Here is a 26592-nt window from a genome sequence, read left to right on the forward strand (position 1 = left end):
TTTATCTTTAAATCCATTTGTGGTTAATTTTTCAGTTAAACCTAGACTTATGATAGAAAAAGATGGTAAAGATTTAGTTACAAAGTTTGGAATTGAGTATGCAAAAGGTACAGAGTTTACAAGTATAGTGGGATTTAAGAAAATTGTTAAGTCTAGTAGAAATACACTTGAACAGGAATTGAAACCTAATATTTTAAGTATATTAAAAGCTAGAAATACAAATGAGTATAATAAAGTTAATGAAAAATTTTTTAATTTATTCTTTAATGGAGAATTAAAACATACACTAACACATTTTGTAGAGGTTAGAAAAGAAGATAGTAAATTTAGATTAAACGTTAAGGCTGATAGTATAAAAACTGTAGGATATGAAGAAATAAATGATGAACCTATAGAAAAAGTTGAATTGATAAAACCTAAGACATATTTTGCTTGGAATTATCAAAAATATTCGTATTTGAAATTTTGGGATAAGGAATATAATTACTTTTTTGACGTTAAGACATTAAAAACAACAGAGAAAAATAAGAAAATTAGAAATTTGGATAATAAGATATATAATTTTGAATTTGACGCTGAATATAGACAGAATAAAGGTATTAATTTTGATGTTAATTTAGATGTGAGTTATAATGAAACTAAATTAATAGGTTTAATTGAAAAGACTACAATTACTGAAAGAATATCAAAAGTTGTGCATACTCAAACTAAGAGTTCATCACCTAGTATTACTGATGATATTATAAATAAGCCTGAAAATCAAGTAGAATTAACTGAAGGAAGTTTAGTAGAATCGCTTAAAAAATATGTTAAAGGCAAAAATCCTTATGATGAGAAAATATATTCAGCACAAAGAGGATTTTTAAGCTTTTCATATGAGGAAATGACAGAGGAGAAAATAAGTAGAATACTTGATTATCCTAAGACCGTAATAGAATTAAAAAAGAGTAAAGATAATATTTTCTTACGTACTAAGAGGATAAATGCAAATTTAGATACATATTTAGGTTATAGCTTTAATCCTTTAAATAATGTGATATTATCTTTTGGAATTAAACATAATTTGACTGCTGAATATATTTCTATTGATAAGATTATAATAGATGATACAGAGTTATTTGGAAGCAGAAAATTATTATTTAAGAATAAAATAAGTCCAGAAGTTAAAATGACATATAATTTAATTAATAATTTAAATGCAAGATTAAGTGCAGAATTACCTGTAAGTTTTGAAAATAAGGAATATAAAGATGTTAAGTTCAATGTTAAGACAGGACTTGAATATAGATGGTAAAAAAAGATATCTAAATTTTAGATATCTTTTTTATATAAATCTTATAGTAAATATTGAACTAAAAATAAAATGAAGTAATAGTATAAAATTATGTATAGGAATAAAGTTATCACTTAATCCTAAATTTGTAATTATAAGCAATATGTTAATTATAAGATAAATTATTGCATAAAAATTAAAATGTAAGATAGGAAAACTATTACCAACAAAATGTATTATTGCTGGAGCAATATTTGCTAAATTAGGATTAACCATAAATATAAGTATAGTTATTATCTCAAATAATAGTATAGGAACTATTAATACATCTAATACATTAAATGGATATTTTAATCTGAAAAATTTGCTTATACTTATATATATTTTAATATATGCAATTATTATAACAAGTAATATTAAAAAATTAAACATTTTGTTCCCCTTATTTTGATATAACAAAAGTATAGCATAAATTAAAAGGCTTTACAATAATAGATAGTTATTGTATACTATGATTGTTAAATAAACTACTGCAATGGAAGAAATTGCCTAGTTAAACGGAGGGAAACATGGAAAGGAAACCTATAATGAAAGTAATGGATGGAAATGAAGCCGCCGCTTATATTTCTTACGCCTTTACAGAAGTTGCAGCAATTTATCCAATAACTCCATCTACAAATATGGCAGAATACACAGATGAATGGGCTTCAAAGGGGAAAAAGAATATTTTTGGGACTATACCAAAGGTAATTGAAATGCAATCGGAAGCTGGAGCAGCAGGTGTAGTTCATGGATCATTGCAAACAGGTGCTTTAACAACAACCTTCACAGCATCTCAAGGACTATTATTAAAACTTCCAAATATGTATAAAATTTCAGGAGAACTTTTACCAGGAGTAATACATGTTGCAGCAAGGTCAATTTCAACACATGCACTTTCAATTTTTGGAGATCATCAGGATATATACGCAGCAAGAACTACAGGTTGGGCAATGCTAGCCTCATCATCTGTACAAGAAGTTATGGATTTAGCTGGAGTAGCTCATTTATCCGCTATTAAATCAAGAGTGCCATTTTTGCATTTTTTTGATGGTTTTAGAACTTCACATGAAATACAAAAAATTGAAATAATTGAATATAACGAGTTAGAAAAATTAATAGATATGGAAGCTTTAAAGAAATTTAGAATGAAAGCTTTAACACCAGATGCACCAGTAACAAGAGGTACAGCACAAAATGATGATATATTTTTTCAGGCAAGAGAAGCACAAAATATTTTCTATAACAATTCAATAGATATAGTAAAAGAATATATGAAAGAGATCTCTAAAATTACTAGTAGAGAATATAAGCCTTATACATATTATGGTCATCCAGAAGCAAGGTCTGTAATTGTTGCGATGGGATCTGTATGTGAAACTATTAAGGAAACAACAGATTTTTTAAATTCACGTGGAGAAAAGGTTGGTATGATTAAGGTAAGCTTATATAGACCATTTTCTGCTATTGATTTTTTACAAGAAATACCTAAAAGCGTTAAAAAAATTGCAGTATTAGATAGAACTAAAGAACCTGGTTCTTATGGTGAACCTCTTTATTTAGATGTTAAATCAGTTCTTTATGGAAGAGAGAATGCACCAAAAGTAGTGGGTGGAAGATATGGACTGGCTTCTAAAAATGTAAATCCATCTCATATTATTTCTGTATTTAAAAATTTAGTATTAAAAGAACCCAAAGATCATTTTACAGTAGGAATAAAAGATGATGTTACATTTACATCTCTTCCTATATATGAAAATCCAGATTTATCAAAAGATAGTGATATTTCATGTCTTTTTTTTGGATTAGGATCAGATGGAACTGTAGGAGCTAATAAAAGTAGTGTAAAAATAATTGGAGATTTAACAGATAAATATGTGCAAGCATATTTTTCTTATGATTCTAAAAAAGCTGGAGGTATTACTAGATCACATTTAAGATTTAGCAATAGCCCTATAACTTCAACCTATTTAATTAGTAATCCTAGTTTTGTATCATGTTCTAATCAGACTTTTTTAAAAAAGTATGATGTACTTTCAGGATTAAGAAAAAAAGGTATTTTTTTATTAAATAGTATATATGAGGGAGAAAAGTTAATTGAAAGTTTACCTAAAAAGATAAAAAGAGAGCTTGCTTTGGCAGAAGCAAGATTTTTTGTAATTAACGCAAATAAAATAGCTTATGATTTAGGTATGATAAGTAAAACTAATACTATATTACAATCAGCTTTTTTTAAACTTATTGATATAATAGATTTTGATGTTGCAAAGGAAGAGTTAAAAAAACATATTCTTAAAAACTATGGATTAAAGGGAGAAGATATAGTTTCTAAGAATTTTAAAATGGTAGAACTAGCAGAAGAACATATTGTTGAGATAGAAGTAAAAGAAGAATGGGCAAGTTTAGTAGATGAAAATGAATATCTAACCTTAGATTATGGAAATAGTTTAGATAAAAATTCTTTTATGGCTAGAATTGCTGAACCTATGACATCATTAAAAGGAGATGAATTACCAGTTTCTATATTTGATGGATATGAAGATGGTACTTTTGAAAATGGAGAAGCAAATTTTGAAAAAAGAGCTATAGCTAAATATATACCTGAATGGAGACCTGAACACTGTATACAATGTAATCAATGTTCTTATGTTTGTCCTCATGCAGCCATAAGACCTTTTTTAATTGATGAGAAAGAATTAGAAAATATACCAAATAGTATGGATTTATTAAATCCATTAGGAAAAGGACTTGAAAGATTAAGGTATAGAATACAGGTTTCACCTCTTGATTGTACAGGTTGCACGGCTTGTGCAGAAGTATGTCCTGCAAGAAATAAAGCCTTGGTAATGAGGCCTATAGAAGAACAACTTGAAAAAGGTGAAAAAGAAAATGCAGATTATTTATATAATCATGTTACATACAAAGATGAATACTTTAATAGAGAAACAGTTATAGGTTCACAATTTGCTAAACCATTATTTGAATTCTCAGGTGCTTGTGCAGGGTGTGGAGAAACACCATATATTAAACTTCTGACTCAGTTATATGGAGATAGAATGATGATAGCAAATTCTACGGGATGTTCATCTATTTATGGTGGTTATGCACCATCTACACCATATACAACTAATGATAAGGGTCAAGGGCCATCATGGGCTTCTTCTTTGTTTGAGGATACAGCTGAATATGGTTATGGTATGTTGCAAGCTAGTGAAAAATTGAGGATGAGAGTAGTAGAATTAATAGATAATTTAAGTAAAAAAGAAGATATAGATAAGATTTTAAAAGAAATATTAGAAAAATATTTAGGTGTAGTAAATAATGCTTCTGAGATACAAAAGATTAAAGAAGAGTTATTAAGCATTTTAGAGGAGAATAAGGACAGGTATGAAGAAATAGAAAAAATTTTAGAACTTAAATATTATTTAAATCAGAGATCTATTTGGGTTATAGGTGGAGATGGTTGGGCTTATGATATAGGGTTTGGTGGACTTGATCATGTTTTAGGAACTGGAGATAATATTAAAGTATTAGTTCTTGATACAGAAGTTTACTCAAATACAGGTGGTCAATCATCATCTTCATCACCTATAGCATCTGTTGCTAAATTTACTAATAATGGTAAGAGAAGAAAGAAAAAAGATTTAGCCTCAGTCATGATGAGTTATGGAGATATATATGTAGCAAAAATTTCTATGGGTGCTAATCAAAATCAGACATTAAAGGCTTTAAAAGAAGCTCAAGAATATGACGGACCAGCTATAGTTATAGCGTATTCACCTTGTATTGCTCATGGTATTAAAGGAGGACTTGGAATAGCTAATGAACATGAAAAATTAGCAACAGAAGTAGGTTATTGGCCTCTTCTTAGATTTGATCCAAGGAGAACTAAAACAGGTAAGAATCCATTACAGCTTGATAGTAGAAAACCAAATTGGGATAAATACATGGATTTTTTAATGAGTGAAACAAGATTTACTTCACTTATGAAAACTAATCCAGAAATGGCAACAGAGTTATTTGAAAACAATATGAATAATTCTAAGGAAGTATGGAATTATTATCAAAGATTATCTAAAATGGATTATAAAGAGGAATAAATCCTTGGTAAAACCAAGGATTTTTTATTTACTTTCAGTAAAAATTAAGATATAATTAAAAAAAGGGGGATAGTAATGAAAAATAGGGGCATAACATTAATAGAGGTAATAATTTATATATCACTTATTTTATTTACATTTTTTATATCATCAAAATCTTATCGTGCTATTTTAGAAAAACAAAAGCTTAAAAAGGAAATAATTGAAATTACAAGTTTATTTAGAAAAAATCAAAAGATATCAGAAATATATGGAAAACATATATCTATGTATTTTGATTTAGAAAATAAAGAAATATATTTTGGTAAAACTAGTTTAAAATTATCTGATGAATTTACATATTTAAGTAAAAATAAGTATAAAAATAATAATTTTGAAAGATATTTTACTGAATATGGTAATCTTAATAAGGGATTTAATTTAATAATATTAAATAAATCGGGGAATATAATTGCTGAGCTATCATTTGATAGTAGTAATAGTATTTCATACCCTGTAATAACAGTAAAAGGAATAAATTTATGAAAAAGTATTTATATATTTTTGCTATTTTTATCCTTTTTATATTCTTTAATTTATATAAGTTTAATGTAGATAATATATCTTATGGACTAATTTATAGTTTAGATGTTAAAGTAGTGGGTAAAAGTATGAATGTTATTAAGATTAATAATAAGTATACTAATAAAAGTATGATTTTAAGAAATAATGAAGGATTAAAATATGGTAGATACACTATCTCATATGTTTGGGATAATAAGAAAAGTGGGAGGATGTTAGATGTAAAACCTAGTTATTTTAATACTTATAGGCAATATATCTTAGATGTTATAGATAAATCTTATGAAGATTTTGAAACTCGTGCTATAAGTAGGGCAATAATACTTGGTGATAAAGGTGATATTGATAGAGACGTATTAAAAATATTTAATTACTTAGGTATCATACATTTAATTGCTATTTCTGGCTTACATATTCATCTTATATCATCTATTTTTAAAAATAAGTACATATCCTTTATTTTTGTTAGTATTTATTCTGTATTAATTGGATTTTCAGCATCTATAAAAAGAGTTTATTTAATGAAATTACTAGGTTTTTTTGGCTTAAGCAAAAGTGATGCATATATAGTAAGTATAGTTATACTGTTATTAAATAACATATATAATATTTTTGATTCAGGTTTTGTTTATACTTTTTCATCAGTATTTGTACTCATATACATACTGCCTTTAATTAAGAATAATAATCTTAGTCTTATTTATCTAAATCTATGTATTCAAATAGCTATTATGCCTTTTTCTTATTATTTTTCTAATATTATTCCATTATTTTCCTTTTTAGTAAATATATTAATGATACCAGTATTTACTTTGCTTATAGAAATGATATTTATGAACTTTATTTTAAATGTTTTTGGTATTTCAATTTTTTCAATATTAGTAGATAAGTATTATAATCTAGTTATGGAATTAATATATGTTTTATCAAACTTTAAATATATAAGTATAGAATTAGAATATTTTAATTTATATATTTTCATTCTTTTACTTATTTTCAGTATATATATATTGTTAAATATATACAAAGAAGACTAAAAAAAAACATTTGGTATTTGTTAGATAAATAAAGGGAAAACCTATATTAATACTGAATTTGTAAGCTTGAAGAAGGTAGGTAAAAGTGATATAATTATTCTAAAGCTTTGGAGGTGGTAAAATATGAAAATAGAGTATATTAAACCTCAGAATAATAAAAAAGAAAGTATATATATATTAATAACAATAATGTTTTTATTAATAATATCAGTGTTATTAATAACATTTACAAAAAGTAGTTATGAATATAAAGTTTTATCAGAAAAGAAAATAAGTAGCTTTGAGAGTTTTAGTTCAGAAGAAAATGGTATATATTCAGATTTATATAACTTTAGCACAAATTTAGAATTTTTTGCTAAAGATAGTGGATATCCAAGTATAGAAAATCTTGAAAATGAATATATTTATCCTTTTGTTAAAGATGATTTATGGGAAAAAAGAGGAAAGCTTAAATGGAGTTTAATTATTAAAGAAAAGCATTATTATTATTTAGGTATAAGTAAGGATGAAAGTATAGGAAATTTCCTAGTAGATTCATTTGTTGAAGGAAATGATGTTAAAAATATTATTAAATATTATAAGGGTGAAATAAGAGAAAAAGATATTTTAAAAATTTCTAATATGTTTTATGAAGTAAAGCCTTTAACTGGTGAAGATATATAAAGGGGATAAAATGCAAAAAGGTGTAGAATTAGTTTTAAAAGATGTCTCACTTAATTTGGGAGGAAATCAGATACTTAAAAATATTAATGTAGATATTAAAAGTGGAGAAATTCATTGCCTTATAGGTCCAAATGGTGGTGGAAAATCAAGTCTAATAAAGTGTATGTTATCTTTAGTTCCTTTTGAGGGAGAAATAAAGATGATGTATGATGATGAAAAGATTATAGGTTATGTTCCACAAAATTTAGACTTTGATAAAACGCTTCCTATCACTGTAGAAGATTTTTTAACTATGATTTTTCAAGATAAACCTGTATTTTTAGGTGTTAGTGAAAAAACTAGATTAATAGTAGAAGAATTATTAAAGAAAATAGATATGTATCATAAAAAAGATAGAATGTTAGGTTCTCTATCAGGTGGAGAACTTCAAAGAGTGCTTCTTGCACAGGCTTTGCATCCACAACCTAATTTATTGATCTTAGATGAACCATTTTCAGGAATAGATGCAGTTTGTGAGAGTTATTTTATAGAAATGATACAAAAACTTAAAGAAAAAGGCACAACTATAATCTGGATACATCATAATTTAAAACAGGTAATGGAAATTGCTGATAAAGTAACTTGTATTAAGGGAACAGTAATATTTAGTGGAGTTCCTAAGGAAGAAATAGTAGAAGAAAGAATATTTGATATTTTTTCATAGGGGAGATAGAATGGAAGTTTTGAGAAACTTTTTAGCAGAACTTGCTAATAGTGGTATATTACCTGAGTTCTTTGCATATGGCTTTGTTGTTAATTCTTTAATTGCAGCTATATTAATAGGGCCTATGCTTGGAGGTACAGGAACTATGGTGGTAATTAAGAAAATGGCTTTTTTTTCAGAATCTATAGGTCATGCTGCTATTGCAGGTATTTCTATAGGTATACTATTAGGAGAACCGTATAATTCACCATATATCATGCTATTTAGTTATTGTATAATATTTGGGCTTATAATTAACTACACAAGGAATAGAACTAAGATGGGGACAGATACACTTATAGGAATATTTTTATCAATATCTATAGCATTAGGAGCAATTTTACTTATATACATATCAGGTAAAGTTAATTCACATATGTTAGAAACTGTACTTTTTGGTTCTATACTTACAGTATCAGATTTTGATTTGACAGTGCTTTTATTCACAAATATTACATTAATTATTTTAATAATGTTATGGTATAACAAAATGTTACTTTCAAGCTTTAATAAGAATATATCTATAGTAAAAAATGTAAATGTAGTATTTTTAGAATATGTGTTTATACTAATAATAACTATTATTACGGTAGCGTCTGTTAAAATAATTGGAGCAGCTTTAGTTGAAGCCCTCCTTATAATCCCAGCAGCTGCAGCAAAGAATCTATCTAAATCTATTAAACAATTCATATTACAAAGTATAGTTTTTTCAACTATTAGTTGTCTTTTAGGAATCATAGTGCCATTACTATTATCGCTATCATTACCTTCAGGACCAGCAATAATATTAGTTGCTTCAACAATATTTTTTGTGACTATGATTATAAAAAATGTGATGAAAAAATATAAAGAAGGAGTAATGTAATGAAAAAAATATTATTTATACTACTTATAACCTTAAGTGTTTTTAGTAATGGATCTGTGAATAAAAAGATAATAACATCTAATCAAGTTTCATATACTTTAGCAAGTAATGTAGTTAAGGGAACAGATATTAAAGTAATTTCTGCAGTAGATTCATATACAGATATGTTTAAGCAAAAAAATACTTTTAAGAATTTATCAAATAAATTTGAAATGTTTTCAGATGCAGGAGTAGTAGTAACTTTTTCTAAAATTTTAGATGATGATTTTCTATATGAACAGGCTAGAAGATATAACATAGGGGTAATAGAAATAGATTTAGGATATAGTTATAGGGATAATAATTCATTGGTTTTAAGTAAGAAATTTAATGAAGATGGTAAAAGAAATAATAATTCTTGGTTAGATTTTAGTAATATATACAAGATGATAGATATATTATCAAGTGATCTAGTAGATATTTATCCAGAATATAAAGAAGTGATAGTTACAAATTCAGAAAAATTAAAATTAGACTTTTTAGAAATATTTAATGATTTTACTGAAAAGATATATAGTAGTAATTTAGATGCGGGAGTAATATATATGGGAGATTCAGAAATGGATTTCTTATTTGATAGCTTAGAACTTTATCATCAAAATATACCATATAATTCAAGCATAGATTTAATTAGAAGAACAATTAAAGAAACAGGTATTAATAAGATAGTATCTAGTAAGACTTTAAGTAAGGCTACGAGAGATAGATTAAAAAAAGAAGGAATAAAATTTACTAAATTAGATTTAGGAAATATACCTTTAGATGAGAATGAAGATGAAATCATGGATGTTAATGGATACTTAGAAATTTTGAAAATGAATTTAGATAAATTAAAAGATCTATTAATTAAATAGGAGGAAAAATGAAAAAAATATTATTAGGATTATTTGTTATGTTTTCTTTTGTAACATTTTCACACGTTGTAACGGTAAATGTTTTAGAAGGAGCAGAAAAAGGAGAGATTTTAATTAGGGCTATAGATGATAGTGGAAATAGGGAAGCTAATGAAGAAATATATGTATTAAGTGATTTAGCATATGATGGAGATTTAGAAGTATTTGAAAAAGCAGGGTCTGAAGATTTTTATGGAAAATTAATTCTTTTTAAAGGTAAATTAGATAATATGGGGGAATTAGTTTTACCAAAACCTGGTGTTAAAAGATATATAATATTAATAGCTGGTGGTGGAGATCACGACTTTGTTGGAAAAGGATTAGCTCTAAATTCTGAAGATGAACAAAATTGGGAAAAAGTTTTGAAAAAACATGATAAAATATTAGGTGAATATTTAAAGATTTACAAGACTAGAAAATTTTAATATATATTGCACTCTATCCTTTTAATACAAGGTAAAGAGTGTATTTTTTTATTGTTGACAAAAATGCAGGGGGGGGGGTATAATTAATAAAAATATAGATAGGAGAGTAATTGATGAGAAAATTATTGCTGTCAATAATATTATTTATTGGATTAATTTCATTTCCAGCTAAAATAAATAAGTTGAAGTCTAAAAATATTAAAAAATCTAATGTTTCAATTGAATTAAAAATAGCAGAACCAATGCATAGTGTTAATGATTTTGATAAATTTAAAATAACAGGACCGAGGTATAGAATAGAGGCTAATTTAGGATATTATAGACTAGGTAGTAACTCTCTTAGAGGAGTTTATAGACAAGAAAATAAAAAACATGATGGATATTTTGGTATTTCATTTTTAGTTGAATATAAGGCTAAGATAGGAGAATTTTTTGATATAACTTTTGGACCTAAAATTATATTTCAAAATGATTTTGAACCGATATATTATAGAAATTCTCAGATAATACTATATATGTTAAATTCTCTTAATTTAGGTGCTGAAATAGGTTTTGATTACAGATTAAAAGAAAATTTAACGATATATAATAGTATAGAAGCTTTTATTGGATTAAAAAAATTAAATGTTATTGATTTTAAGTCTAATACTAACTATAGTAAGTATTTTAAAATACAAGAAAATCTAGGAATTAAAATTGCATATGGGGTTAAAATAAAGGATAAATATAATGTTGCACTTTATACATCATGGGGTAAAGGAGCTATTGGAATAGAAGCAGGATATACATTTTAGTATAAAAAATTTAACTTTATATCAGAGACAAATAATATGTAAATGTCTCTGGTTTTTTAGTTCTTTACAAATGCCATAAATAGTAGTATAATTAAGCATAAGTATAAATAATATTATGGAGGTAAACATGAGTATCTGGAAAAGTCTATTCGGTAGCGATGACTTAGAAGAATATGCAAATGATCAGGAAGTATTAGATACAGAAAATGAAACTAGTGGAATCACGTTGTTTAAAAAAGAAAATAAAAAAATAAAAAAAGAGGAAACAAATATGAAATTTATAGCGATTAAACCTAGAAATATGAATGAAGTTTCAAAGTTTGTTAATATAGTAAAAAATAAATTTATTGTTGCTTTTAATATAGAAACTTTAAGTAGAGAAGAAGGTCAAAGAATGCTAGATATATTAAGTGGAGCTACACATGCTATGTCTGGAAAAACAGTTTTTGTTTCTGAAAAAGTATTTATTTCAATTCCAGAAGGATTAGAAGTAGATAATTTAATTGAGAATGGAGAAGAAATAGAATAAATGTTTATAGATGAAAGTATAATAACGATAAAATCTGGTAAGGGTGGAGATGGTGCCGCTACTTTTCGTCGTGAAAAATTTGTTCAATTTGGTGGACCTGACGGTGGAGATGGTGGAAAAGGTGGAGATGTAATATTTATTGCTGATCCAAATATTAATACCTTAGTAGATTTTAAAACAGTTAAAATGTTTGAAGCTGAAGATGGAATAAAAGGTTCAGGAGCTAGATGTAAGGGTGCCTCTGGTAAAAATTGTATTATTAAAGTTCCTGTTGGAACTATGATAAGAGATTATGAAACAGATAAATTATTGGTAGATTTAGACATTCCAAATGAAGAGGTTGTACTATTAAAAGGTGGGGATGGAGGACGTGGAAACATCCATTTTAAATCATCAATAAGAAAAGCTCCTAAAATAGCTGAATCTGGTAGAGAAGGAATGGAACTTAAAGTTAAGCTGGAATTAAAACTTTTAGCTGATGTTGCTCTTGTTGGATATCCAAGTGTAGGTAAATCAAGCTTTATAAACAAAGTATCAGCTGCAAATTCAAAGGTTGCAGAATATCATTTTACTACCTTAAAGCCAAAACTTGGTGTTGTAAGAATGAGTGATGAAGAAAGCTTTGTTATAGCTGATATACCAGGATTAATTGAAGGGGCCCATGAAGGTGTTGGATTAGGGGATAGATTTTTAAAACATATACAAAGATGTAAGACTATAATTCATATTGTTGATTTTTCTGGTATGGAAGGTAGAGAACCTATAGAAGATTTTGAAAAGATTAATAATGAATTATTTAAGTTTTCAGAAAGACTTTCTAAAAAAGAACAAATAGTTTTTGCAAATAAGATAGATATGGTTTTTGATGATAGAGAAGATAAAATAAAAGAATTTAAGAATGAATTAATTAAACGTGGTATTAAAGAAGAAAATATAGTTTTTGGTTCAATTATTACAGGGGAAAATTTAAAAGAATTACTTGCTCGTGTTTGGAATTTAGTTAAAACAACTGAACGTGAAATAATAGAAGAGGAACCAGATTTATCTTCAATATTACCAGATTTAATTAAGAAACAAGAAGATTGGGTAGTTGAAAAACTAGATGAAGAAGTTTATGAACTTAAAGGTCAAATTGTTGATAATGTATTAAGAAAATATGTATTATTGGGAGAAGAGGGTATAATACAATTTTTACAAATTATGAGAAAATTAGGTATGGAAAAAGTTCTTGAAAAGCATGGTGTTCTAGAAGGAGATACTATTATTATAGCGGGGTATGAATTTACTTATGTGCAATAATGCTATTGTAATTGCAGGGCCTACTGGTGTAGGTAAAACACGTCTTTCTATTATGCTTGCAAAAAAAATAGGTGCAGAAATTATATCAGCTGATTCCATGCAAATTTATAAAGAAATGGATATAGGTACGGCTAAAATTACAGAAGATGAAAAAGAGGGAATTATACATCATATGTTAGATATTATAAATCCTGATGAAGAATATTCTGTAGGTGAATATGAAAAGGCAGTAAATAAGATATTAAATGAAGGTAAGAAAAACTATATTTTAGTAGGTGGAACAGGACTATATTTAAAATCAGTAACTGAAGGGTTTTCTAAGTTACCTGAAAAAGAAGAAAATTTAAGAAAAGAATTAGAAGAAAAAAGCTTGCAAGATCTATTATTAATCTTAAAAGAACTTGACATAAAAATGTATAGTAAAATAGATAAGGATAATAAGACAAGGCTTGTTAGGGCAGTTGAAGTTTGTATGCTTACAGGAGAGAAATTTAGTGAGATTACAAGTAATAACGTAAAAGGTAATGATTATAATTTTTTGAAAGTTTTTTTAACTAGAAATAGACAAGAACTATATGATATTATTGATAAAAGAATTGATATTATGTTACAAAAAGGTTTGCTTGATGAAGCTAAAAAAATATATGAAAAATATCCAAATAGTAAAGCTATAGGGTATAAGGAACTTTTTTTATACTTTTCTGGGGAAATGACTTTAGAAGATAGTATATCTTTATTAAAACAAAAGAGTAGAAATTATGCAAAAAGACAATTAACTTGGTTTAAAAAAGATAAAAGTTTTATAACATATAATTTAAGTGAGATTAGTATAGAAGAAATATTATTAGATATATTAAAAAAAATAAAGAGGTATGATTAAATGAGAATAGTTGATTTTTTAACTAAAGATAGAATAGTTTTTGGATTAAATTCTGAAAAAAAAGAAGATATAATAAAAGAAATGGCACAGTTATTTTTAAAATCTGATGATGTTGTTAAAGAAGGAATGTTTGATATTTTTATTGAGGATTTAATTGAAAGAGAAAATTTAACTTCTACTGGTATGCAGGATGGTATTGCAATCCCACATGCAAAATCTCCAGCTATAAATAAATTATCACTAGCAGTTGCTATTGTTCCTGAGGGTAAATATTTTGATTCTTTTGATGAGGAAACATCTAAAGTATTTTTCATGATAGCTGCACCTGAGGATACAAAAAAGGAACATTTAGATTTATTGCAAAAAATTTCAAAACTTTCATATGAAGAAGAAATTTTAGAAAGTTTAATATTAGCAAAAGATAGTATAGAAGTAATTAAATTATTGGGTATTATATAGAGAATAAAGTTTAAAAAACTTGATGGCATCAAGTTTTTTTATTATAAGGAGGAAATATGCAAAAACCTATAATCATAGGAATATCAGGTGGAACAGGAAGTGGGAAAACATCAGTTGCAAATGCAGTTTTAGAAGATCTTATGAAAAATGGTAATGATGTTGTTTTATTAGAACAAGACTCATATTATAAGAAAAATGATCATTTATCTTTCTCGGAAAGAGTTAAATTAAATTATGATCATCCTAATTCTATAGATTTTGATTTATTAGAAAAACATATATTAATGCTTAGTAAACATGAAAGTATAGATAAACCTATATATAATTTTTCAGAACATAATAGAACTAAAGAAACAGAAAGAATAGAACCTAAATCTATAATCATAGTAGAGGGTATATTAATTTTAGCCATAGAAAAAATTAGAAATATTTTAGATATGAAAATTTTTGTTGATACTGATGATGATATTAGATTATTAAGAAGAATGGAAAGGGATATACAAGAAAGAGGTAGAAGTTTTGATAATATAAAAGAACAATATATTAATACAGTTAAACCTATGCATCTTGAATTTGTAGAACCTTCAAAAAGATATGCAGATGTAATTATTCCTCGTGGTAAGGATAATGAGGTTGGTATTAAGATGGTATCGAGTAGATTAAAATATTTAATAAGACGTAGTGGTAATAAAGAATATTAAAAGTAGTAAAAAAAGTTTTTCATAATAAAAAACAGTATTTATACTATTTTTAATTTAAAATATCTGAAATGGTTAAAAAAGCTTATACTAATTTTTAAAAAAATAAAAGCAAACTAAAAAAAACACATTATAATATTGGAAAGGGGGAATAATGAAAAGATTAAATGATACAGAATATGAAATTTTGGAACTAATATCTAAAAATCATTGTGTAACAAGAATGGATTTATCCCTTGAATTAAGTGTATCACCTGCAGCTATTTCTAAAACAATGAAAAAATTAATTGAAGAAAATATAGTTTTAGAAGATGATACTTTATCATCTAAAGGTGGAAGACCTAGAAAAATTTTAAAAATTAATCCAGAATATAAAAAGATTATTGGTATAAATTTTGGTTCAGGATTTATGGATATTTCTGTAAGTAAAATAGATGGAAGTATAATTGAAACTAGAAGAAAAAAATTTCAATTTAAGGCATCTACGAAACTTATAACACTATTAACAGATGAACTTGATTTTTTACTTGAAAAATATAGCAAAAATGATATTTCAGGTATAGGACTTGCTGTAAATGGTATAGTAAATACGAAAGACGGTTCTTCAATTTTTTCTCCACATCTTAAATGGAATAATTTAAAATTGAAAGAATATTTAGAAAACAAGTTTAATTTACCTGTAATAGTTGACAATGATGTTAGATCTATGTTAAAGGCAGAAATATATAGAGCTAGAAATCTTTCAAATGTTATGTACATATATATTAAAGATGGGATAGGTTCATCAATAATGATAAATGATAAAATATTTGAAGGTGTTAATTTCTGCACAGGAGAAATAGGACATTTTGTTGTAAATCCAACATCTAATATTAGATGTCAATGTGGAAAATTTGGCTGTCTTGAAACAGAATACTCTTCAAAAATGATAAGAAATAAAGTTATTTGGGAATTTGAAAGACAAGGTATAGAACTTGAAAATGAGTATATTACATACAAAGAAATATTTGAAAAAGCTTCAAATGGAGAAGAACCATATAAGGATATAGTAAAAGAAGCTAGTATTAAAATTGGTAATACAGTAGGAAATCTTTTAAATGTTTTAGATATAGGGAATATAATTGTGGCAGGAGATATTTTACATGCTAAAAATGTATTTTTAAAGAATTTTGAAAAAGGAATAGATTTAATGAAAACACATAGTTTTGAAAGCATGGTTAATATTTATACAACAGAATTTAATGATGATGTTGAAAAATACGGTTCTATTTTCCTAGTAGTTATGAACTTATTTTCAGGGCAAAAAATATTTAAACTTTAAGCTATAAAAATAGTTATTAATAAAAATTTATTTAGAGGTGAGAAAAATGAAAAGATTACTTACAATGATACTAGTACTATTAACTTTTGTACTTTCTTGTGGTGGTAAAAAGGCTGAGTCAACTGACGGAGCTAAAAAAGTTACTTTAGGAGTTACTTATTACAAATTTGATGATAACTTCTTAGCAGGTATGAGAAATGATATGATAGCAATAGCTAAAGAAAAATACCCTAATATTGAATTATTAAACAATGATTCACAAAATTCACAATCTATTTTAAATGACCAAATAGATGTATTGATAAATAAAGGTGTTGATGTTTTAGTAATAAACTTAGTTGATCCAACTGCTGGACAACAAGTAATAAACAAAGCTAAAGCTGCAAATATACCAATAGTATTATTTAATAAAGATCCTGGAGTAGAAGCATTAAATTCTTATGATAAAGCTTGGTATGTAGGAACTACACCTAAAGATTCTGGAATTTTACAAGGACAAGTTATTGAAAAAGCTTGGCTTGCTAATCCAGCATATGATTTAAATGGTGATGTAGTAATTCAATATGTTATGTTATTTGGAGAACCAGGACAACCTGATGCAGAAGCAAGAACTAAATATTCTATAGAATATTTAAATGGAAAAGGAATAAAAACCGAAGAATTACATAAAGATATAGCTAACTGGGATGCAGCTCAGGCTAAAGATAAAATGGATGCTTGGTTATCAGGACCAAATGCAAATAAAATTGAAGTTGTTATAGCAAATAATGATGGAATGGCTTTAGGAGCAGTTGAATCAGTAAAAGCATTTAAGAAAAAATTACCAGTATTTGGGGTTGACGCGATTCAAGAAGCATTAACATTAATAGAAAAAGGAGAAATGGTTGGAACAGTACTTCAAGATGCAACAGGGCAAGCAAGAGCTATATTAGAACTTGCAAATAATATTGCAAATGGTAAAGAACCAACTGAAGGAACTGAATGGAAATTAGTGGATAAAGCAGTTAGAGTACCTTATGTTGGTGTTGATAAAGATAACTATAAAGAATATCAAAAATAAATAGTTAGATAAAAAGCCACTTAAAAAGTGGCTTTTTTTAAAGAGGGAGAAAATAAATGACAGATAACACATTTGAATATGTTTTGGAAATGAATAATATCTCAAAAGAATTTTCAGGGGTCAAAGCATTAGATGGTGTAAATTTAAGAATAAGGCCAAATACTGTACATGCTTTAATGGGAGAAAATGGTGCAGGAAAATCAACTCTAATGAAATGCCTATTTGGGATATATAAAAAGGATACGGGGACTATAAAATTAGAGGGAAAGGTTGTTAATTTTTTAAATTCAAAAAATGCTTTGGAACACGGAGTTTCAATGGTTCATCAAGAATTAAATCAAGTTTTACAAAGAAATGTTATGGATAATATATGGCTTGGTAGATACCCAGTTAAATACGGTATGGTTGATGAGAAAAAAATGTATGAAGATACATTAGAAATATTTAAAAACTTAGATATTAATATAGATCCTAGGGCTAAAGTTAGCACTTTAAGTGTTTCACAAATGCAGATGTTAGAAATAGCAAAGGCAGTTTCATATAATTCTAAAGTTTTAATTTTGGATGAACCAACTTCTTCATTAACTGAAAATGAAGTACATCATCTTTTCCGTATAATAAAGAAATTGCAAGGTAATGGAATAGGAGTAGTATATATTTCACATAAAATGGAAGAAATTAAGGAAATATGTGATGAAATAACTATACTAAGAGATGGACAATGGATTACAACTGAAAGTGTTAAGGAATTAACTACAGATCAAATTATTAATTTAATGGTAGGAAGAGATTTAAGTCATAGATTTCCAGTTAAAACAAGTAAACCTAAGGATGTAATTATGTCTGTTGAAGGTTTAACTAATAAGGATTTAAGAGATGTAAGTTTTGATTTACATAAAGGAGAAATATTAGGAATAGCAGGTCTTGTTGGATCTAAGAGAACAGAAGTTGTTGAAACAATATTTGGATTACGTGGAAATTATTTAGGGGATATAAAAATACATGATAAGGTAATTAAAATTACTTCATCAAAGGAAGCAAGAGAAAATGGACTTGCTTTAATAACTGAGGAAAGACGTGCAACTGGAATATTTTCAATGTTAGATATTAGATTTAATTCTATAATATCTAATGTTAAAAATTATACTAAGTTTGGATTGATAAATAATAATAAAGTTGAAAAAGATACTAGTTGGGTAATTGATTCTATGAAGGTTAAAACACCTTCTCAATTTCAAAGTATAGGTAATTTATCTGGTGGTAACCAACAAAAGGTAATCATAGGAAGATGGTTATTAACTAATCCTGAAATACTTATGATGGATGAACCTACAAGAGGAATTGATGTTGGAGCTAAATTTGAAATATATCAATTAATGATAGAACTTGCTAAAAAAGATAAGGGTATAATAATGATATCATCAGAAATGCCAGAATTATTAGGGATAACAGATAGAATAGTTGTTATGAGTAATGGACGTGTTGCTGGAATAGTAAATACTAAAGAAACAACACAAGAAGAAATTTTAAAACTTACAGCTATGTATTTATAGGAGGAGTAAAAAAGTGAATAATGAAAAAATTAAACAATTAAAAGATAAGGTAATAGGTAATTTAATAAATAGTGGAATATACATGGTATTATTATTACTATTTATTCTAATAGTTATTAAAGATCCAACTTTTTTAAGATTTAGGAATATTGTAAATATTTTGACTCAAAGTTCAGTTAAAACAATAATTGCTTTAGGGGTTGCAGGAATAATAGTTACACAAGGAACTGACCTTTCAGCTGGTAGACAAATAGGGATAGCAGGACTTGTAACTGCATCACTTTTACAATCAGTAACTAATCCAAATAAGGTATATAAGTTTATGGAAAATCATTCAGGAATTAAGAGTGTAATTTCATATATAGCAAGATTATTAGGATTTGCAGATGAACCAGCATTTACTACTATATTTGTAACTTTAATTTTAGTTATTCTTATTGGTTCATTTATAGGTCTTATAAACGGTATTTTGGTTTCTAAATTTAATATAGTACCATTTGTTGCAACTATGGGTATGATGATTATAGCTTATGGAGCAAATTCACTATACTTTGATTATACTGGATCAACACCAGTTGCTGGATTTAGTAATACTTATTCAAGTATAGTAGGAAATATTGAAATTGGAACTTTCTATTTACCTAAATTAATAATTTATGCTTCAATTTCAGTAATTGTGATGTGGATAGTATGGAATAAAACAGTATTTGGGAAAAATCTTTTTGCAGTAGGTGGAAATCCAGAAGCTGCTAAAGTATCAGGAGTAAATGTTACTAAAACATTAATATTTGTTTATATAATATCTGGAATAATGTATGCAATAGGTGGATTTTTAGAAGCAGCTCGTATAGGATCTGCATCAAATAACTTAGGTAACCTTTATGAATTAGATGCAATTGCTGCCTGTGTTGTAGGGGGAGTATCTTTCTCAGGTGGAGTTGGAAAAATTTCTGGTGTAGTAGCAGGGGTTATAATCTTTACAATGATTAATTATGGATTAACATATATAGGAGTAAATCCTTATTGGCAATACATTATTAAAGGATTAATAATAATAATTGCAGTAGGAATAGATATGTTGAAATATAAAAAGAAGAATTAATATTTGTGGAGGATACTTATGTTAAAAGTTATAGAATACAGATTTAATGAACTATTTGGTAGAAAATATGAAAATAGATATTTTGCTCCAGGTAGAGTAAATTTAATTGGAGAACATACAGACTATAACGGAGGAAATGTATTTCCTTGTGCTATAGATAGGGGAACTATAGCTTTAGTAGCTAAAAGAGAAGATAGAAAATGTAGATTTTATTCTGAGAATTTCAAAGAAAAGGGTATAATAGAATTTAATATAGATAAATTAGTTAATGATGTAGAACATAGTTGGGTAAATTATCCTAAAGGTATGTTTAAAGCCTTTATAGATAAAGGATTTGATATTAATCATGGATTTGATGTATTAATTTATGGAGATATACCTAATGGAGCTGGTCTTTCTTCTTCGGCTTCAGTTGAGATGGTTATAGGAATAATGTTAAAAAATGAATTTAAATTTGATATTGATATGATAGAAGTAGTTAAATTAGGTAAATTAACAGAAAATGAATTTATAGGTGTAAATTCAGGTATTATGGATCAATTTGCAGTAGCAATGGGGAAAAAAGATAAAGCTATTTTACTTGATTGTAATACTTTAATTTATGAATATGTTCCTGTAATTCTTGAAGATGAATATATAATAATATCAAATACTAATAAAAGACGTGGACTTGCTGATTCAAAATATAATGAAAGACGTGCAGAGTGTGAAAAAGCTTTAGAAGAATTGCAAACTAAATTAAATATTAAAGCCTTAGGAGAATTATCTATAGATGAATTTGAAGAAAATAAGGGTTTAATTAAATGTGAAATAAGACAAAAAAGAGCAAAACATGCAGTATATGAAAATCAAAGAACATTAATGGCAAAAGATGCACTTACAAAAGGAGATCTATTAACTTTTGGTAAATTAATGAATGAATCACATATTTCTTTAAGAGATGACTATGAAGTTACAGGATTTGAACTTGATTCATTAGTTGAGGCAGCTTGGGAAGAAGAAGGGGTTGTAGGTTCAAGGATGACAGGTGCTGGTTTTGGTGGTTGTACAGTAAGTGTAGTAAAAAAAGTTAATGTTGATAAATTTATAGAAAATGTGGGTAGAAAATATTTAGAAAAAACAGGACTTAAAGCAGAGTTTTATATAGCAAATGTAAGTGAAGGGGCTCAGGTGTTATGATAATTTATTCTAAGAATATATTAGGTAAACTTGGAGATGAGGAAGTAACTGAACATATACTTAAAAATTCTAAAGGATTTGAAGTACATATATTAAACCTTGGAGGAATAATTACTAAGATACTAGTAGAAGATAAGGATGGAGTATTTAGAAATGTAGTTTTGGGATATGATTTTTTTGAGAAGTATTTAAATGATTCTAGTTATGCTGGAGCTATAATTGGACCAACATCAGGTAGAATAGAAAATGGTAAATATAGTATTGACGGTGTAGAATATGTATTAGGAATAAATAGTGGAGAACATTCAAATCATGGAGGTACTAGTTCTTTAACATCAAAAATATTTGAGGTAAAACCTTTAACTTTTAATGAATATAAGGGTATAGAACTTAAATATTCTTGGAAACATCTTGATGGCAATCATCACGGGAATATGATATTCTATATTAGATATATGATAAATGAAAAATCAGAACTATTAGTTGAATTACATGCTGAAAGTGATAGAAATTCATATATTAATCTAACTAATCACTCATACTTTAATCTTTCAGGAGATTTAAGAATTAATGGAGATGAACAATTATTAAAAATAAATGCAAATGAATTTTGCCCAGTTAAAGAAAATATGATACCGACTGGAGAAAAATTAAAAGTTGATAATACTTGTTTTGATTTAAGAGAATATGTAAAAATCAAAGATGGAATTAATATGTCACATTCACAATTTGAAATAACTCGTGCATATGATCATGCTTTTGTACTGGATAAAAGTAAAGAATTAGCTCTTTCTCTTTATTCTGAATATTCAGGTATAAAATTAAATATTGAAACTAGTCAGAATTGTATGGTAATATATACAGGTAATTTCTTAGATGAAGCTAAGGCTTTTGGAAATTTAAAAGAGAATACAAGATATTTAGGAGTTGCATTAGAGGCTCAAAATTATCAAAATGGAATTAATATTGAAAATTTTGATTCTAAATTAACAAAACCAACTATTCCATATTTTGAAAAAATTAGATATATATTTGAAACTGTAAAATAGATAAAATATTCATTTAAAAACAGAGAAAATTTATTTTTCTCTTGTTTTTTATACTAAGGAGGACATTTTAATGAAAAATATATTAGTTATAGGTGGAGCAGGATATATTGGTTCGCATACAGTGAAATTACTTAAACAAGATGGATATAATGTGATAATTTATGATAATTTATCTAAAGGACATAAAGAAGTTACAGATATTTTAGATGTTAAATTAATTATTGGAGATTTAGGGGATAGAGTTAAATTAAAAGAAGTTTTTGAAACTGAAAAAATTGATGTAGTTATGCATTTTGCTGCATTTATTGAAGTAGGAGAATCAGTTACTGATCCGGGGAAATATTATGAAAATAATGTAGGTAAAGTAATAAATCTTTTAAATCAAATGGTAGAATCTAATGTTAAAAATTTTGTATTTAGTTCAACAGCAGCTACATTTGGAGAGCCACAAGCTGAGAAAATAAGTGAAACACATCCACAAAATCCTATAAATCCTTATGGAAGTTCTAAAAGAATGGTAGAAATTATTCTTAAAGATTTTGATAAAGCATATGGATTAAAATCAGTGATTTTAAGATACTTTAATGCTGCTGGAGCAGATATGGATGGTTTAATTGGAGAATCACATTCACCAGAAACTCATTTAATACCTGTAGTTTTAGAAGCAGCTATAGGTAAGAGGGAGTGTATTAAAATATTTGGTGTAGATTATGAAACAGAAGATGGAACTTGTATAAGGGATTATATTCATGTATACGATTTAGCTAAGGCACATATAATGGGAATGAAAAAAATGTTTGCTGAAAATGTTTCTTTAGAGTATAATTTAGGAAATGGAAAAGGTTTTTCAGTAAGATCTATAATAGATACGGTAAAAAAAGTCACAAAAAAAGAATTTGAAATAGTTGAAGCAAATAGACGTCCAGGAGATCCAGCTTTATTAATTGCAGATCCAACTAAATTGATGACAGAATTAAAATGGGTTTCTGAGTATAGCTTAGATGATATTATCAGTTCTGCATGGCTTTGGGAACAAAATAGAAAGTATTAGGAGTAGATATGAATATATATAAAGAAATTGAAAAAATTATTCTTTTTGGTCTTACAAATGAAATGATAGAGCCAATAGATGAGATTTTAGTAAGAAATAAAGTGCTAGAAGTATTAGATATTGAGGATTATCCTGAATTTAGTTTAGAAGAAAGAAAAAAGTTTCTAAAGGAAATAGAAAAAGTAAAATATCCAACAGAAATACTGGATAATATTACTAAATGGGCTGGAGAAAACGGAAGATTAAAGGAGGACATTTTAATTTTTCATGATTTATTAAATTCTAAAATTATGGGACAAATAATGCCAAGATCATCTGTTATTACAAAGGAATTTTGGAATAGATATAAGGAATATAAAAATTCTGCTACAGAATATTTTTACAATCTATCTAAAAAGAGTAACTATATTAGAACAGATAGAATTTCAAAGAATGTAAGCTATACATTTGATAGTAAATATGGACCTTTAGAAATTACAATTAATTTATCTAAGCCTGAAAAGGATCCAAAAGAAATAGCACTAGCAAGAGATATGCCTCTGTCTTCATATCCTAAATCTTTATTATGTAAAGAAAATGAGGGATATATGGGAAGAATTAATTACCCAGGAAGACATAATCATAGAATATTAAAATTAAATCTAACTAATGAAGATTATTTTTTTCAATACTCACCGTATATATATTACAATGAACATTCTATAGTATTTTCAGGTGAGATAAGACCTATGAAAATAGATAGATCTACATTTGAAAGGCTTATAGAATTTGTTGAAATATTTCCACATTATTTCATAGGTTCTAACGCAGATTTACCTATAGTGGGAGGTTCTATACTTTCTCATGATCATTTCCAAGCAGGGAAGCATAAATTTGCAATGGAAATGGCTGAAATTTCAAGTAAAATAAGTTTTGAAAACTATAAAGAAATAGAAGCAGGTATATTAAATTGGCCTCTTTCTGTACTTAGATTAAGTTCTAAAAAAGAGAACAAGAAAAAATTACTTGATTTAGCAGATAAAGTTTTACAAGAATGGATTAATCATAATGATTATGAAAATGATATCACATCTCATAGTGATGGTGTAAGACATAATAGCATAACACCTATTGCTAGAATAAGAAATGATAGGATAGAATTAGATTTAGTTTTAAGAAATAATAAAACTACAGATGAATATCCTTTAGGTATATTTCACCCGCATGAAGAACACCATTCAATAAAAAAAGAAAATATAGGGTTGATAGAAGTTATGGGTCTTGCAGTATTACCTGGAAGATTGAAACATGAGATGGAAGAATTAGATCAATTATTTATGAGTTTAAGAAATGTAAATGAAATATTAGATATTATGAAAGAAAATACGAATTTAAAAAAACATATTAATTGGGTAAAAGAAAACTTTACAGATGAGATGTTAAAAGATGAATATTTCTTAGATGGTTTAATAGAAAAAACTATAGGAAAGACATTTGAAAAAGTATTAGAAGACTGTGGAGTATTTAAAAATAATGAAGTTGGAAGAAAGGGATTCATATACTTCTTAAGCAAAATTAAGTAGATATGAATAAGGTGTATATATAAATGATGAATGTAATAATAAATGTAATAATATTTTTAGTAGTATTACTTATTTTAAACAGACTTGCAGCTAAGAGGTATTCTTTTTCAATAAGAGTATTTTTAGCTTTAGGATTAGGACTTATATTCGGTATTGTTTTACATAATATTCAAGATATGGGAACAATAATGAAATCTAAAGAATTTTTTGAGATATTTAGTAGAGGTTATATAGCTTTATTAAGAATGATTACTATGCCATTAATTTTAGTATCTATAATATCTGCTATTATAAATCTTAATAATACACAAGAAGCTTCAAAAATGGGAAGTTTAGTCATAGGAATTTTATTAACTACTGCAGCTATATCTTCTTTTGTTGCAGAGGTTGTAACTTTAGGATTTAGATTAGATGCATCAGGAATTTTAAGTTCAGGTGCAGGTGAGAAAGAATTAAGAGCTATAGAAAGAGTAAATGAGAGAGTAGGTGCTGTGGCACAATCTATATCAGATAAAGTACTTTCATTTATTCCTTCAAATCCATTTGCTGATTTGACAGGGTCAAGACCAACTTCAACAATAGCAGTTGTAGTATTTTCAATGTTTATAGGTATAGCTATTTTAGGGATGAAAAGAAGAAAACCTGAACAAGCTAATATATTAATTGACTTTATTAATGCAAGCCATGAGGTAGTTATAAGAATGGTTAAAATGGTATTAAGATTAACTCCATATGGTGTATTTGCATTAATGAGTATATTTGCTTCAACTAGTAACTATACTGAAATATCAGTTCTTATTAAATTTGTAATAGCATCATATATTGCTTTAATATCTATGTTTATCATTCATTTAATCATAGTAACATTATTTGGATTCTCTCCTATAATTTACATTAAAAAAGCAATTACAGTTTTAATATTCTCATTTACATCAAGAACAAGTGCAGGAGCAATACCTTTAACAACTAAAGCTCAAGAAGATATGGGAATAGATAGAGGAATATCAAATATGGCAGCTACATTTGGAACATCTATAGGTCAAAATGGTTGTGCTGCAATTTATCCGACTATGCTTGCTTTAATGTTAGCACCAACTTTAGGAATTAATACATTAGATCCATTTTTCTTAATTAGGGTAATAATAATAGTGACTATAAGTTCTTTAGGTGTTGTTGGAGTTGGAGGAGGAGCTACATTTGCTGCTATTATAGTTCTTTCAACTTTAGGCTTCCCTTTAGAAATAGTTGGATTATTAATAACTGTAGAACCTTTAATAGATATGGGAAGAACGGCATTAAATGTTAATGGATCTATAGTTGCAGGACTTCTAACTGGTAAGATTTTAAATAAATTAGATAAAGAAAAATATAATAAATTAGAAGTTGAATAGGAATAAGAGAATTTCTAAAATCTAGAAA

General features: G+C 26.8%; 24 protein-coding genes and 1 pseudogene. 24 read left to right on the forward strand and 1 reads right to left on the reverse strand.

The genetic code is table 11. The features are described 5' to 3' along the window. Positions 1-1294 (forward strand): annotated as a pseudogene (locus tag BUE91_RS07110) (hypothetical protein); the annotation flags it as partial. Positions 1295-1324: 30 nt separating this feature from the next. Here BUE91_RS07110 and BUE91_RS03035 read toward each other — a convergent pair. Then, positions 1325-1705 (reverse strand): hypothetical protein, encoded by a 381-nt coding sequence (locus tag BUE91_RS03035; RefSeq protein ID WP_066900435.1) that lies wholly within the window; start codon positions 1703-1705, stop codon positions 1325-1327. Between the two features lie 137 nt (positions 1706-1842). On the opposite strand from BUE91_RS03035, the gene nifJ reads away from it, so the two are divergent. From nifJ to BUE91_RS03150, 23 genes are all read left to right on the forward strand, one after another. Continuing rightward, the gene (nifJ, locus tag BUE91_RS03040) at positions 1843-5412 is read left to right on the forward strand and encodes a pyruvate:ferredoxin (flavodoxin) oxidoreductase (protein ID WP_073507911.1); all 3570 of its coding nucleotides are present in this window, start codon (positions 1843-1845) and stop codon (positions 5410-5412) included. Positions 5413-5487: 75 nt separating this feature from the next. After that, positions 5488-5937 carry a pilus assembly FimT family protein gene (locus tag BUE91_RS03045; protein ID WP_073507912.1) on the forward strand — a complete coding sequence of 150 codons (450 nt, stop codon included), beginning with the start codon at positions 5488-5490 and terminating at the stop codon, positions 5935-5937. Beyond that, positions 5934-7010 carry a ComEC/Rec2 family competence protein gene (locus BUE91_RS03050; RefSeq protein ID WP_073507913.1) on the forward strand — a complete coding sequence of 359 codons (1077 nt, stop codon included), beginning with the start codon at positions 5934-5936 and terminating at the stop codon, positions 7008-7010. The genes BUE91_RS03045 and BUE91_RS03050 overlap by 4 nt, the downstream gene beginning before the upstream one ends. A 123-nt stretch (positions 7011-7133) precedes the next feature. Then, positions 7134-7673, forward strand: coding sequence for a DUF6162 family protein (locus BUE91_RS03055; RefSeq protein ID WP_073507914.1), 540 nt, complete (start codon positions 7134-7136; stop codon positions 7671-7673). A gap of 10 nt (positions 7674-7683) precedes the next feature. Then, complete coding sequence (locus tag BUE91_RS03060; RefSeq protein WP_073507915.1) at positions 7684-8376, forward strand: metal ABC transporter ATP-binding protein; 693 nt, start codon at positions 7684-7686, stop codon at positions 8374-8376. Between the two features lie 10 nt (positions 8377-8386). Beyond that, on the forward strand, positions 8387-9280 hold the full coding sequence (locus BUE91_RS03065; RefSeq protein ID WP_073507916.1) for a metal ABC transporter permease: 894 nt from the start codon (positions 8387-8389) through the stop codon (positions 9278-9280). Further along, positions 9280-10173 (forward strand): metal ABC transporter solute-binding protein, Zn/Mn family, encoded by an 894-nt coding sequence (locus tag BUE91_RS03070; protein ID WP_073507917.1) that lies wholly within the window; start codon positions 9280-9282, stop codon positions 10171-10173. Before BUE91_RS03065 ends, BUE91_RS03070 begins: the two co-directional genes overlap by 1 nt. Positions 10174-10181: 8 nt before the next feature. After that, positions 10182-10637, forward strand: coding sequence for a hypothetical protein (locus BUE91_RS03075; protein WP_066900418.1), 456 nt, complete (start codon positions 10182-10184; stop codon positions 10635-10637). A gap of 113 nt (positions 10638-10750) precedes the next feature. After that, positions 10751-11431, forward strand: coding sequence for a hypothetical protein (locus tag BUE91_RS03080; RefSeq protein ID WP_073507918.1), 681 nt, complete (start codon positions 10751-10753; stop codon positions 11429-11431). A 127-nt stretch (positions 11432-11558) separates the two neighbouring features. Next, the gene (locus tag BUE91_RS03085; protein WP_066900414.1) at positions 11559-11960 is read left to right on the forward strand and encodes a cell division protein SepF; all 402 of its coding nucleotides are present in this window, start codon (positions 11559-11561) and stop codon (positions 11958-11960) included. After that, complete coding sequence (gene obgE / locus BUE91_RS03090; protein ID WP_066900412.1) at positions 11961-13259, forward strand: GTPase ObgE; 1299 nt, start codon at positions 11961-11963, stop codon at positions 13257-13259. After that, complete coding sequence (gene miaA / locus BUE91_RS03095; protein WP_244889881.1) at positions 13237-14139, forward strand: tRNA (adenosine(37)-N6)-dimethylallyltransferase MiaA; 903 nt, start codon at positions 13237-13239, stop codon at positions 14137-14139. The genes obgE and miaA overlap by 23 nt, the downstream gene beginning before the upstream one ends. Beyond that, entirely contained in the window at positions 14140-14598 is a 459-nt protein-coding gene (locus tag BUE91_RS03100; protein WP_066900410.1) for a PTS sugar transporter subunit IIA, read from the forward strand. It begins immediately after the preceding gene. A gap of 56 nt (positions 14599-14654) precedes the next feature. Next, the gene (gene udk / locus BUE91_RS03105) at positions 14655-15299 is read left to right on the forward strand and encodes a uridine kinase (protein ID WP_066900408.1); all 645 of its coding nucleotides are present in this window, start codon (positions 14655-14657) and stop codon (positions 15297-15299) included. Positions 15300-15450: 151 nt separating this feature from the next. Then, on the forward strand, positions 15451-16617 hold the full coding sequence (locus BUE91_RS03110; protein WP_066900407.1) for an ROK family transcriptional regulator: 1167 nt from the start codon (positions 15451-15453) through the stop codon (positions 16615-16617). Positions 16618-16663: 46 nt separating this feature from the next. Further along, positions 16664-17677, forward strand: a complete 1014-nt coding sequence (gene mglB, locus BUE91_RS03115; RefSeq protein WP_073507919.1) for a galactose/glucose ABC transporter substrate-binding protein MglB — start codon at positions 16664-16666, stop codon at positions 17675-17677. Between the two features lie 56 nt (positions 17678-17733). Then, complete coding sequence (mglA, locus tag BUE91_RS03120; RefSeq protein WP_073507920.1) at positions 17734-19230, forward strand: galactose/methyl galactoside ABC transporter ATP-binding protein MglA; 1497 nt, start codon at positions 17734-17736, stop codon at positions 19228-19230. Between the two features lie 82 nt (positions 19231-19312). Beyond that, on the forward strand, positions 19313-20332 hold the full coding sequence (locus BUE91_RS03125) for an ABC transporter permease subunit (RefSeq protein ID WP_083573760.1): 1020 nt from the start codon (positions 19313-19315) through the stop codon (positions 20330-20332). Between the two features lie 18 nt (positions 20333-20350). After that, complete coding sequence (locus tag BUE91_RS03130; protein WP_073507922.1) at positions 20351-21511, forward strand: galactokinase; 1161 nt, start codon at positions 20351-20353, stop codon at positions 21509-21511. Further along, positions 21508-22560: an aldose epimerase family protein gene (locus BUE91_RS03135; protein WP_066900399.1), complete on the forward strand. Its 1053-nt coding sequence runs from the start codon at positions 21508-21510 to the stop codon at positions 22558-22560. The genes BUE91_RS03130 and BUE91_RS03135 overlap by 4 nt, the downstream gene beginning before the upstream one ends. A 70-nt stretch (positions 22561-22630) precedes the next feature. Next, entirely contained in the window at positions 22631-23611 is a 981-nt protein-coding gene (galE, locus tag BUE91_RS03140) for a UDP-glucose 4-epimerase GalE (protein ID WP_073507923.1), read from the forward strand. 8 nt (positions 23612-23619) lie between these two features. Further along, the gene (locus BUE91_RS03145; protein WP_073507924.1) at positions 23620-25173 is read left to right on the forward strand and encodes a UDP-glucose--hexose-1-phosphate uridylyltransferase; all 1554 of its coding nucleotides are present in this window, start codon (positions 23620-23622) and stop codon (positions 25171-25173) included. Positions 25174-25196: 23 nt separating this feature from the next. After that, positions 25197-26564, forward strand: coding sequence for an L-cystine transporter (locus BUE91_RS03150; protein ID WP_073507925.1), 1368 nt, complete (start codon positions 25197-25199; stop codon positions 26562-26564). Positions 26565-26592: the final 28 nt, after the last annotated feature.

The organism is Streptobacillus notomytis (assembly GCF_001902585.1).
In the GTDB taxonomy this organism is placed as follows: Bacteria; Fusobacteriota; Fusobacteriia; order Fusobacteriales; family Leptotrichiaceae; genus Streptobacillus; species Streptobacillus notomytis.

Excerpts from the sequence above, each read along its gene's own strand:
- udk (WP_066900408.1), top strand. The coding sequence starts at position 14,655 with ATGCAAAAACCTATAATCATAGGAATATCAGGTGGAACAGGAAGTGGG.
- BUE91_RS03150 (WP_073507925.1), top strand. The coding sequence starts at position 25,197 with ATGATGAATGTAATAATAAATGTAATAATATTTTTAGTAGTATTACTT.
- BUE91_RS03060 (WP_073507915.1), top strand. The coding sequence starts at position 7,684 with ATGCAAAAAGGTGTAGAATTAGTTTTAAAAGATGTCTCACTTAATTTG.
- BUE91_RS03055 (WP_073507914.1), top strand. The coding sequence starts at position 7,134 with ATGAAAATAGAGTATATTAAACCTCAGAATAATAAAAAAGAAAGTATA.
- BUE91_RS03070 (WP_073507917.1), top strand. The coding sequence starts at position 9,280 with ATGAAAAAAATATTATTTATACTACTTATAACCTTAAGTGTTTTTAGT.
- BUE91_RS03075 (WP_066900418.1), top strand. The coding sequence starts at position 10,182 with ATGAAAAAAATATTATTAGGATTATTTGTTATGTTTTCTTTTGTAACA.
- BUE91_RS03080 (WP_073507918.1), top strand. The coding sequence starts at position 10,751 with ATGAGAAAATTATTGCTGTCAATAATATTATTTATTGGATTAATTTCA.
- BUE91_RS03100 (WP_066900410.1), top strand. The coding sequence starts at position 14,140 with ATGAGAATAGTTGATTTTTTAACTAAAGATAGAATAGTTTTTGGATTA.
- BUE91_RS03130 (WP_073507922.1), top strand. The coding sequence starts at position 20,351 with ATGTTAAAAGTTATAGAATACAGATTTAATGAACTATTTGGTAGAAAA.
- BUE91_RS03145 (WP_073507924.1), top strand. The coding sequence starts at position 23,620 with ATGAATATATATAAAGAAATTGAAAAAATTATTCTTTTTGGTCTTACA.
- BUE91_RS03110 (WP_066900407.1), top strand. The coding sequence starts at position 15,451 with ATGAAAAGATTAAATGATACAGAATATGAAATTTTGGAACTAATATCT.
- miaA (WP_244889881.1), top strand. The coding sequence starts at position 13,237 with ATGAATTTACTTATGTGCAATAATGCTATTGTAATTGCAGGGCCTACT.
- nifJ (WP_073507911.1), top strand. The coding sequence starts at position 1,843 with ATGGAAAGGAAACCTATAATGAAAGTAATGGATGGAAATGAAGCCGCC.
- mglB (WP_073507919.1), top strand. The coding sequence starts at position 16,664 with ATGAAAAGATTACTTACAATGATACTAGTACTATTAACTTTTGTACTT.
- BUE91_RS03035 (WP_066900435.1), bottom strand. The coding sequence starts at position 1,705 with ATGTTTAATTTTTTAATATTACTTGTTATAATAATTGCATATATTAAA.
- BUE91_RS03045 (WP_073507912.1), top strand. The coding sequence starts at position 5,488 with ATGAAAAATAGGGGCATAACATTAATAGAGGTAATAATTTATATATCA.
- BUE91_RS03050 (WP_073507913.1), top strand. The coding sequence starts at position 5,934 with ATGAAAAAGTATTTATATATTTTTGCTATTTTTATCCTTTTTATATTC.
- BUE91_RS03125 (WP_083573760.1), top strand. The coding sequence starts at position 19,313 with ATGGTATTATTATTACTATTTATTCTAATAGTTATTAAAGATCCAACT.
- BUE91_RS03135 (WP_066900399.1), top strand. The coding sequence starts at position 21,508 with ATGATAATTTATTCTAAGAATATATTAGGTAAACTTGGAGATGAGGAA.
- mglA (WP_073507920.1), top strand. The coding sequence starts at position 17,734 with ATGACAGATAACACATTTGAATATGTTTTGGAAATGAATAATATCTCA.
- BUE91_RS03085 (WP_066900414.1), top strand. The coding sequence starts at position 11,559 with ATGAGTATCTGGAAAAGTCTATTCGGTAGCGATGACTTAGAAGAATAT.
- obgE (WP_066900412.1), top strand. The coding sequence starts at position 11,961 with ATGTTTATAGATGAAAGTATAATAACGATAAAATCTGGTAAGGGTGGA.
- galE (WP_073507923.1), top strand. The coding sequence starts at position 22,631 with ATGAAAAATATATTAGTTATAGGTGGAGCAGGATATATTGGTTCGCAT.
- BUE91_RS03065 (WP_073507916.1), top strand. The coding sequence starts at position 8,387 with ATGGAAGTTTTGAGAAACTTTTTAGCAGAACTTGCTAATAGTGGTATA.